Origin of the sequence: Rhodopseudomonas sp. AAP120 (genome assembly GCF_001295845.1) — a bacterium.
Classification (GTDB): Bacteria; Pseudomonadota; Alphaproteobacteria; order Rhizobiales; family Xanthobacteraceae; genus Rhodopseudomonas.
On record NZ_LJIC01000013.1, the window covers coordinates 18,565 to 28,027 of the forward strand.

General features: G+C 65.9%; 7 protein-coding genes and 1 tRNA gene. 3 read left to right on the top strand and 5 right to left on the bottom strand.

What is annotated here, in order from left to right:
* Positions 1–59 precede the first annotated feature (59 nt).
* Positions 60–641, bottom strand: a complete 582-nt coding sequence (locus tag IP86_RS01760) for a YidB family protein (protein WP_054160852.1) — start codon at positions 639–641, stop codon at positions 60–62.
* 487 nt (positions 642–1,128) lie between these two features.
* On the opposite strand from IP86_RS01760, the gene IP86_RS01765 reads away from it, so the two are divergent.
* A tRNA-Arg gene (locus tag IP86_RS01765) sits at positions 1,129–1,205 on the top strand.
* Between the two features lie 40 nt (positions 1,206–1,245).
* Here the strand turns inward: IP86_RS01765 and IP86_RS01770 are convergent.
* Positions 1,246–2,739 (bottom strand): hypothetical protein, encoded by a 1,494-nt coding sequence (locus IP86_RS01770; protein WP_054160853.1) that lies wholly within the window; start codon positions 2,737–2,739, stop codon positions 1,246–1,248.
* 165 nt (positions 2,740–2,904) lie between these two features.
* On the opposite strand from IP86_RS01770, the gene IP86_RS01775 reads away from it, so the two are divergent.
* On the top strand, positions 2,905–4,029 hold the full coding sequence (locus IP86_RS01775) for a glycosyltransferase family protein (protein ID WP_197279590.1): 1,125 nt from the start codon (positions 2,905–2,907) through the stop codon (positions 4,027–4,029).
* A gap of 21 nt (positions 4,030–4,050) precedes the next feature.
* Here IP86_RS01775 and IP86_RS01780 read toward each other — a convergent pair whose 3' ends face one another.
* The 3 genes from IP86_RS01780 to IP86_RS01790 all read right to left on the bottom strand — a co-directional run bounded on the left by IP86_RS01780 (position 4,051) and on the right by IP86_RS01790 (position 7,524).
* Positions 4,051–5,049 (bottom strand): NADP-dependent oxidoreductase, encoded by a 999-nt coding sequence (locus IP86_RS01780; RefSeq protein ID WP_054160855.1) that lies wholly within the window; start codon positions 5,047–5,049, stop codon positions 4,051–4,053.
* A 171-nt stretch (positions 5,050–5,220) separates the two neighbouring features.
* Entirely contained in the window at positions 5,221–6,537 is a 1,317-nt protein-coding gene (locus IP86_RS01785; RefSeq protein ID WP_054160856.1) for a bifunctional folylpolyglutamate synthase/dihydrofolate synthase, read from the bottom strand.
* Positions 6,538–7,524 (bottom strand): ATP-grasp domain-containing protein, encoded by a 987-nt coding sequence (locus tag IP86_RS01790; RefSeq protein ID WP_054160857.1) that lies wholly within the window; start codon positions 7,522–7,524, stop codon positions 6,538–6,540.
* 198 nt (positions 7,525–7,722) lie between these two features.
* Between IP86_RS01790 and IP86_RS01795 the strand changes: the two genes are divergently transcribed.
* The gene (locus IP86_RS01795) at positions 7,723–9,354 is read left to right on the top strand and encodes an FMN-binding glutamate synthase family protein (protein WP_054160863.1); all 1,632 of its coding nucleotides are present in this window, start codon (positions 7,723–7,725) and stop codon (positions 9,352–9,354) included.
* Positions 9,355–9,463: the final 109 nt, after the last annotated feature.

Below are 9,463 nucleotides of genomic sequence, written 5' to 3' on the forward strand. Positions count from 1 at the left end.
CGTTCCGCTCAATGAGAATGGCCGCCCAAAGGTTCCGTCTGCGTGGAGTGCGGTCCGGTTCAGACCCAGCGCGAGGCTTCGTCCTCGGTCGGCAGCCGGCCGTCCGGCGTGATCTGGTCGATGAAGTGCGGCAGCTGCTGGCTGAGGCCGTCGAGCAGCTCCTCGCGCGACATCCCGGTCTGGTGCTGCAGCATCTGCAACTGATCGGCGCCGAGCGCGTTGGCGAGATCGTTCGGGCCGATCGGCTGATTCTCGCCGCGGCCGACCCAGGAGTTGGCGGCGTCACCGAGGCCGCTGGTCTGGAATTGCCGCAGCAGATCGCCGAGCCCGCCCGACAGGATGCTGCCCGCAGCGCCGCCGGCGAGCAGGCCGCCGAGGCCGCCCTTGAGGAAATCGCTCAGGCCGCCGCCGGGCATGCCGGCATTGACGGTGGGCGGCGGCGAATTCGGCACCGAGGTCGGTCGGGGCTGGCCGGCCGGCACCTGCTGGTGATTGTCGGCGGTGACGTGCTTGTAAGCCTTGTAGGCAAGCAGCGCGAGGATCGCCATGGTGAACTTGGACATGCCGCCGCTCTTGTCGTTCGGATCGGCCGGGCCGCGCGGGCCGTTCTGCATGCCGTTGAGAATGTCGAGCAAACCCATCGTCGCCTCCTGTGACCATTCCGCTCAGTATGCCCGCCGGACATGAACAAGCGGCAACAAGCCGAACGCAAACCCCGCCGCTTGGTTCACGGCCGGCCGCAATCGCAACGGCCAAAAGCTAGGTGCAGCGAATGGCCGGAACAAGGCGCTGACAACTCGCCGCGGACTAATCGGATGTGTGACGTGGTTGTGACGAGAGTAGCAAGCGGCGATCGCCGAACGCGCGGTGAGCCGGCGATTGATTGTAAACACCGACGCCCGCCCCGCCCTTCGACCGTCACCCTCCGCGAAAGCGGAGGGCCCAGTATTCCAGGGCGCCTGATGGCTTCTCGCAGGCGCCCTGGAATACTGGGTCGCCCAGTCGAGCCGGCGATGACCGTGGGGAGGGGGCACCGCCGGCGCGCTCGATCGCCCATTCCGGGGGTGGCGATTCGCCGGTCGCTCTGCTATGTGGATTCCACACGCCCGCGGCACGCCGCGGCCGGCCGGTCCCGTAGCTCAGCCGGATAGAGCGGCGGTTTCCTAAACCGTAGGTCGGATGTTCGAGTCATCCCGGGATCGCCAATTCCCCGCCGCACGCGGTGCCTTGCCTCGGCTGTTCCGCTCAGAGCCGCGTCCGGAAGATCACGATGGCGTCGCCGCGACTGTTGCGCAGCGTCTGGACCGGCGCATGTCCGAACCGCGCCTGGAGGTCCTGGACGAGGACAAGCTGGCTTTCGCGCAGCTCCAGCACGATCACGTCATAGTCCGCCCAGCGATCGAACAGTGCCGCGTCCGGCTTCTGCGCGCTGAGGCCGACTACCAGGTCGGGCGTGGTGTTGGCGAACCCGCCATAGAACAGGATCTGGCTGCTGTTGCTGGCGATCCGTGCCGTCGTCGCGACATTGCCGGCGAGCCACGCGCCGGCAGTAAAGCGGTAAGCGTGCGAATCATATTTCCGCATGCCGACCGCAAATCCCAATAAGAGCAAAGCCGCCACCAGGCCCGCAACGCTCCGTGCCGCGAGGGGGCGCCGCTGCGCTGCTGCGCCGAACAGGTCGGTCAGGCCGATTGCCGCCACCGGTGTCAGGATCAACGACAGGATCAGGCCGTGACGCGGATCGAACACCAGGTTGAAGTAGATCTGCGTGGCGTAGATCGCCACTCCCGCCGTCAGATACAGCGATGCCAGATATAACGCCGGCGACCGCCGCACGGCCGGGTCGGCACGCCACGCGATCACCGTCGATAGGATCGTCGCGATACCGATCGCGTTGACAAGGCCGTAGGTCAAGAGACCGCCGACCATCGCGGCGTAGGCATAGGGCGCTTTACGCGATTCGAACGGAAATAAAACTTCGGAGCGCAGGATCTCGATCCGTGCCGACGGCGCAGCGAGAAGATCTTGCAGATTGCTCGAATGACCCCAGGCCCAGATCGCGCTCAGCGCCGCCACAGGAGCGAGCACCAGCGCCGCGATGGCGGCTGCTCTCAACCCGCGCGACGAGGTTTCGATCGCGATCCGCAGCGTTGCGACGAGCGCCAGAAATCCCAATGCCTCGATCCGGAAAGCTGCGGCGAGCAAGGTGAGGCCGACGAAGCCTAGCTTGGCGCCGATACCGGGCGCTTGCAGATCGCGGAGCAGAAAGGCAAAGCCCGACATCATGAATAGGAAGTAGATATGTTCACGCACGATGGTTGCACGTAGATCGTTGAACCAGAGATTGCCGAACAACAGCAGCGCGGCGGCGATCAGCGTCGCGCGCTGCGGGCGCGCAATCCAAGCGCAGCGTAGGATGAGCAGGACGGTGAGCGTCGAAGCCGTACCGTTCAGGATCAACGCAAGCGGCCAGGCGTCGAGGCCAGTGGCGGCCATCGCGCCGCCAAGCGTTAGCGGATAGGCGAACCAAAAGAATAATTGCCGCCCGCCGGCCCAGTCTCCGGCTGCGAACAGCCGGGCCGCCCGCACGTACAGGATGCCATCATTGTTAATTTGATCAAGATGAGCCTGCCAGGCGATCAGTCCGATGTTGATCAGGCAGATGAGGCCGACAGTGACGACGATGCGTGCACGCTGACCTTGGTAATTCGCGTCGCGCTGGAAATCGTTATTCGTCATGCGAGCGTCCGCGCCTTCAGTCTAAAGATATCAGTATTGTCGTAGTGAACTACCATCTCGATCGACGGTGACGTGATATAATCGCCGCGGGTTATTCAAGCCATTAGACTGATCACTTATTCACGAAATTGAATTTATTCCAAGTCTTTGCTGGGAGCGTCGCCGGTGCTTCGTATCCTGTTCTTCATATCAGACACTCTGACCGCCTATGTCAGAATCATTCCTTTGTTGGCGCCGCTATGCACTTCTGGCCGGGCCAGGCTGGCCTTCGTCGATCGTAACATGAGGCTCGCCGGGCAGGTTTCGGACCGCTACGATGTTCTGATCGCGCATCGCAACCTGAGCCAGCGACAAACAACGTGGCTGCGCGAACGCAATCTGCCCTTCGTCTACGATATCGACGACCTTATTCTTACCGAGGACGATGCGGCGGCGCCGGACAGAGGGCGTCGACACCGGGAGCAACAGGCGATCCGGTGGTGCCTCAGTCATGCCGCGGCGGTGACCTCGCCGTCGCGCCGGCTGTTGTCCGAGCTCGATCGACGCCTCGACGGGATCATTGCCGCAAAGGCACGGTTTCTGCCGAATCCCGGTCAGGATCGGCTGCCGGCGCGCAAGGGCGGCGGCTGCGGCGCAATCCTGTGGACGTCGAGCGCCGAGCCGATGCTGGCGCCGGACATCGAGGAAGTCTGCGCCGGGATTGGTGACGTCGCGCGGGCGCAGCGATTGGAGGTCTTGCTGATCGGCCGATTTCCGCCGCAATTGCGCGCCTGCCTTGGACCAGGACGGACGATCGAATGGCTGGAGCCGCCCGCCTATCTCAGGCTGCTCGCCGGCGAAAATCTCGTCGCGGTGGCGCCGCTCAGCCGGCAGTTGCCTCCCGCGCTGCAGCGGTTCGCCGACTGCAAATCGGATATCAAGATCGCGCAATACGATTCCAGCAGGATTGCCGGCGCGTATTCGCCGGCGCCGCCATTCCAGGACAGCGACCTGCCGCGGCGGATCGTGAGCGAGAACAGCCGTGCCGCCTGGCGTGACGCTGTGATCGAACTCGTCCGCGGCGCTCCAGAGTTCGGCAATGCGCTTGCGGAGGATGCCGCGGTGCTTGCACGCCATCCCGCCGGGCTCGCAGAGAGCCTGCGTCAGGTGTTAACCGAGGTGGCGCAGCAAACTGGGTCGTTCGGCTTCTGGGCGATCCCAACCCCCGACTTCGGCCGTCGGCTCGAACAGGGGATCAGGACGATCAAGCGCCGGCTCTACGCGAGAGGCCGACAGGACGTCGCATGCTGATCACCGGGCGTCCGCGTCCGCTCACACCTTCACCATCCGCTTGCCGCGATTCTCGCCCGCGAGCAGGCCGATCAGGGCGGCGGGGGTGTTTTCCAGGCCGTCGATGACGTCTTCCTGGACCTTGAGCTTGCCGCTCTTGACCCAGCCCTGCAGCTCGGCGACGGCCTCGTCGCGGCGGTTCATGTAGTCCATCACGATGAAGCCCTGCATGATCAGCCGCTTCACCACGATCAGGCCGGGGATGCCGCGCGGGCCGGTGGCCGAGGGCGTGCGGTCGTATTGCGAAACCGCGCCGCAGCAGGCGATGCGGCCGTTCAGATTCATCTGGGCCAGGCAGGCTTCGAGTATATCGCCGCCGACATTGTCGAAATACACGTCGATGCCGTTCGGCGCCGCGGCGCGCAGCGCCTTGAACAGCGCGCCGTCCTTGTAGTCGACCGCGGCGTCGAAGCCGAGCTCATTGACCAGCCAGTCGCACTTCTGTTTGCCGCCGGCGATGCCGACGACGCGGCAGCCCTTGATCTTGGCGATCTGCCCGACGATCGAGCCGACCGAGCCGGCCGCGGCCGATACCACGACGGTCTCGCCCGCCTTCGGCTTGCCGATGTCGAGCAGGCCGAAGTAAGCGGTGAGGCCGGCGATGCCGTAGACGCTGAGCAGATGCGTCAGCGGCTCGACCTTCGGCAGCTTGGTGAGATGCTTGGCCGGCAGCGCCGCGTAGTCCTGCCAGCCGGTGTCGGCGAACACGATGTCGCCGGGCGCCAGCCCCGGCGCCTTCGAACTCACCACTTCGGCGATGCCGCCGCCCGGCATCACCGCGTCGGTCTCGACCGCGGCCCGATAGGTCGCGCCCTGCATCCAGGCGCGGTTGGCGGCGTCGAGCGAGATGTAGCGCACCTTGACCAGCGCCTCGCCGTCCTTCGGCTCCGGCATCGCGCCCTCCGCCAAGCGAAAATGCTCCGCGCCGAGCTTCTCTTTCGGCTTCTCGATCAGCAGCACCTGGCGGTTGACGGTGGTCATGCGTTCTCCCTTGGCGATTGTTCTGTAATGGCGCCGGACGCTAGTCGGCGCCGTCATGATGCGCAACGATAAATCCCGCGGACTCCGTCATTGCGAGCGAAGCGAAGCAATCCAGCGCAGTGCACCGAGCTGGATTGCTTCGTCGCTGCGCTCCTCGCAATGACGGGAATCTCAGAAGAAGCGCAGATCCTCAGCGCGGCCACCGCGCAGCACGGCGGCGAATTCGATCGCCAGGAACAGTCCGCCCGCCACATAGATTCGCGCGTTGAGGCGTTCCGCCAGCGCGCGCGCGTCGCGCACCGCGTCCGCAATGGTCGGCGCGACGTGCACCTCGGCGCGCGGATTGGCCGCGCGCGCGGCCTCGGCGATCACATCCGCCGGTGCGCCCTTGTGATGCGCCGAGCTGCAGACGATGGTGTCGAACTGCGGCGCCAGCGCGTTGACGATCTCGGCCGCGGCCTTGTCGCGCGACACGCCGAGCACCAGTAGCCAGCCCCGCGGACCGTGCGCCGCGTGAAGGCCCGCAAGCGCCTGCCGGATGCCGTCCGGGGTATGGCCGACGTCGATCACCGTCAGCGGCTCGTTGCTGATCGTCTCCAGCCGGCCGGGCCAGCGCGCGTCGCGCAGACCGCTGCGGATCGCGCGATCGAGCCGCGCCGCATCGGCCTCGGGCCGCGCACGCTGCAGCCACAGCGACAGCAGCGTGGCGGCGATCGCGGCGTTGTTGAGCTGGAATGCGCCGAGCAACGATGTCTGCAGTCCTGGATAGTTGCGCTCGCCGATCCGCAGATGGAAACGCTGCGTCGCATCGACGATCGCAGCGTTGGTGAGTGCGATCTCGTCGCCGACATAGAGCGCTTCGATATTGCGGCTGCGATTGTACTCGGCGAGGTGATCGCGCAGCGGCCGGCAGTTCTCGCCATACACGATGGTGCCGCCCGCCGCGCAAGCGTCGCTCTTGTCGGAGGCGATCAACGCCAGTGAGTTGCCAAGCAGGGCGGTGTGTTCGAGATCGACCGAGGCGACGCAGCTCACCGGCGTGCCGAGCAGCCGCACCGGATCGTAGCGGCCGCCGATGCCGGCTTCGAACACCGCGACGTCGCAGTCATTCTCCTGGAAGTACACGCAGGCCAGCGCGAACTGCGCCTCGAACGCGCCGAATTGCTCGCCGCGTTCGCGTGCCACTTCGGCGAGCGCATCGGCGACGCGAGTCAGCAGTGAGTTCAACACGTCGTCCGCAATCGGCTCGCCGTCGATGCGAAAGCGCTCATTGAAGCGATAGAGATGCGGCGAGGTGAACAGCCCGGTGCGCAGCCCGTAGGCTTTGGCGATGCTGGCGGTGAACGCCGCGGTCGAGCCCTTGCCGTTGGAGCCGCACACCGCGATCGCGCTGCGCCGCAGCCGCTCGCGATCGACGCCGAGCTTACCGAGTAGCGCGCCGAGCCGCGCCAGGCACAGGCCTTCGCCGTATTTCGGCAGATCGAACATCTACAGCAGTCCCATGGTGGTGAAGGTGTGGCGCCAGATCGCCAGGATCAGATCGTCGCGGCCGCAGCTCTCCAGAAAGCGGATCGCCGGATTGGCATTGACTTCGATCACCCGCACGGCCGTCGCATCGTCCGGATCGACGAACAGATCGACCGCGCCGAGCCGCAGCCCGAGCGCCGTCGCGGCGTTCAATGCGGCGGCGCGCGCAGCTGTGCCCGCGTCGGCCATGCTCATCACGCCGCCGGCGCTGAGATTCATCCGGCCGCCGATTTCGACGCGCTCGCCCGCCGCCGGCACGCGAGTGAAGGCGGGGGCGTCGGTCGCGGTATCGGACAGGCCGCGCTCGCGAAGCGCACGATCATGATCCGCAACCAACCCACGCAGCGTATGCGCCCCATCTCCGATGACGTAAGGCGGAAGCTTTCGTGCGCTGTACAGAACCTCGCCGTCGATCACGAACACCCGATACTCGTCTCCGGTGGCGATCGGCTGAATCAGCACCGCATCGTAATAACGCCCGACCTCGTCGAGATACGAGCTCAGCGCAGCTGGTCCATCGATGCTCCGCGCGAAGTCGCCGCGCGACCCGGCCAGCGGCTTGGCGAAGGCGTGGCCGCCGAGGCTCGCCAGGTAGTCCGCGGCGTCGCTACGTTCGTGTCCCGCGGGACGCAGTCCGCGATGGCGCTCGTGCAGAAAGAAGTAGCGTCCGCCCAGTGTGGCCACACCGGCGCGTTCCAGCAGCGCGTTGGCGAGCGCCTTGTCGGTCGCCAGTGTGGCCGCTGTGGCGTTGTTCTGCGGATAATACGAGCAGCGCCCGCCGCCGAAGCAGACTTCGCGGCGCGCCGAGGCGATGCTGAACAGCAATCCGCTGCCGCCGTCGAGATCCTGAAAGCTCAAGCCGAATTGCGCGCACGCATAGGCCGCATAGATCGCCTGGTCGGGGTAATACCTCGGCTTTCCGGCGCGAATGTCCTGAAGGATCGGCATGCAGCTTCGGCGTGAAGACCCGGCGGGGGCGTGGTCCGGGCGATTTGCGAGATCGTAACCTAGCGGATCAACGAGGCGTGATCCAGCGAGGCGCTGCCGTTATCGTGTCGCGATCGGCATGCTATGAACGCCGCCGCGTGCGCTTTCCGCCACGCCAACACAGCCGGCGCGCCCTGCGATCCAGCCCGCGGAGACTTCATGGACACCCTCCTGCTTCCGTTCTCGCCGCGTTTCATCGCCCTGACGATCTGCACCGTACTGGCCGCGTTGTTCGCCGCGGTGGCGATCTCCGATGTCGACAGCGATCTGTTCGGCCTGGTGCTGACGCTGGCGCTGGTGTTCGCCGCGCTGACGGCGCTCGGGCTGTGGGACCTGGTGCAGAAGAACCACGCGGTGCTGCGCAACTATCCGGTCTCGGCGCATTTGCGGTTCCTGCTCGAGGAGATCCGCCCCGAGATGCGGCAGTACTTCTTCGAGAGCGAGAAGGACGGCAAGCCGTTCAGCCGGGACACACGGGCGCTGATCTATCAGCGCGCCAAGATGGTGCTCGATAAGCGGCCGTTCGGCACCCAGAAAGACGTCTACGACAACGGCTACGAGTGGATGCATCATTCGGTGGCGCCGCGGCCGCACGCCGAGGAGCATTTTCGCATCAGCATCGGCGGACCGGAATGTACGAGGCCGTATTCGGCGTCGGTGTTCAATATCTCGGCGATGAGCTTCGGCGCGCTCAGTCCGAATGCGATCCGGGCGCTCAATGCCGGCGCCAGGAAGGGTGATTTCGCGCACGACACCGGCGAGGGCGGCGTCAGCCCGTATCATCGTGAGAACGGCGGCGACCTGATCTGGGAAATCGGCTCCGGTTACTTCGGCTGCCGCACCCGCGACGGCCAGTTCGATCCCGAGGCGTTCGCCCGCGTCGCGTCGGACGATCAGATCAAGATGGTCGAGCTGAAGGTCAGCCAGGGCGCCAAGCCCGGCCATGGCGGCGTGCTGCCGGCCGCCAAGGTGTCGGAGGAGATCTCGCAGATCCGCGGCGTGGCGATGGACGAGGACTGCGTTTCGCCGCCGTATCACAAGGCGTTCTCGACCCCGATCGAGATGCTGCGCTTCATCGCCGAGATGCGGCGGCTGTCCGGCGGCAAGCCGACCGGGTTCAAGCTGTGCATCGGCCATTCGTGGGAATTTCTGGCGATCTGCAAGGCGATGCTGGCGACCGGCATCACGCCGGACTTCATCGTGGTCGACGGCAAGGAAGGCGGCACCGGCGCGGCGCCGCTGGAGTTCATGGATCATCTCGGCATGCCGATGCGCGACGGCGTCAACTTCGTCCACAACGCGCTGATCGGCGCCGGCCTGCGCGACAAGATCAAGCTCGGCACCTCCGGCAAGATCGCCACCGCATTCGACATGGCGCGGGCGATGGCGCTCGGCGCCGACTGGTGCAATTCGGCGCGCGGCTTCATGTTCGCGCTCGGCTGCATCCAGTCGCTGAGCTGCCACACCGATCGCTGCCCGACCGGCGTCACGACGCAGGAACCCAATCGCTATCGGGCGCTGGTGGTGCCCGACAAGGCCGAGCGGGTGTACAACTATCACCGCGCCACGCTGCATGCGCTGGCCGAGCTGATCGCCGCCGCCGGGCTCGATCACCCGCAGGACATCCGGCCCTATCACTTCTCGCAGCGCACCTCGGCGTCCGACGTGGTGTCGTTCGCTCAGCTCTACCCGACGCTGCGCCCGGGCGAGTTGCTGCAAGGCACCGAAGATCCGCGCTTCAAGCAGGCCTGGGCGATGGCACGGGCGGAGAGCTTTGCGCCGGTGGTGTAGAGCCCGCGACGTGTAACGCCAAGCATCCCCATGCACCGTCATGCCCGGACTTGTTCCGGGCATCCACGCCTTCAAGCCTCGCGAGGGAGTAAAGGCGTGGATGGGCGGG

What these genes read in the sequence shown, in the direction of transcription:
- IP86_RS01785 (WP_054160856.1), bottom strand. Translation starts at nt 6,537, where the DNA reads ATGTTCGATCTGCCGAAATACGGCGAAGGCCTGTGCCTGGCGCGGCTC.
- IP86_RS01790 (WP_054160857.1), bottom strand. Translation starts at nt 7,524, where the DNA reads ATGCCGATCCTTCAGGACATTCGCGCCGGAAAGCCGAGGTATTACCCC.
- IP86_RS01760 (WP_054160852.1), bottom strand. Translation starts at nt 641, where the DNA reads ATGGGTTTGCTCGACATTCTCAACGGCATGCAGAACGGCCCGCGCGGC.
- IP86_RS01780 (WP_054160855.1), bottom strand. Translation starts at nt 5,049, where the DNA reads ATGACCACCGTCAACCGCCAGGTGCTGCTGATCGAGAAGCCGAAAGAG.
- IP86_RS01770 (WP_054160853.1), bottom strand. Translation starts at nt 2,739, where the DNA reads ATGACGAATAACGATTTCCAGCGCGACGCGAATTACCAAGGTCAGCGT.
- IP86_RS01795 (WP_054160863.1), top strand. Translation starts at nt 7,723, where the DNA reads ATGGACACCCTCCTGCTTCCGTTCTCGCCGCGTTTCATCGCCCTGACG.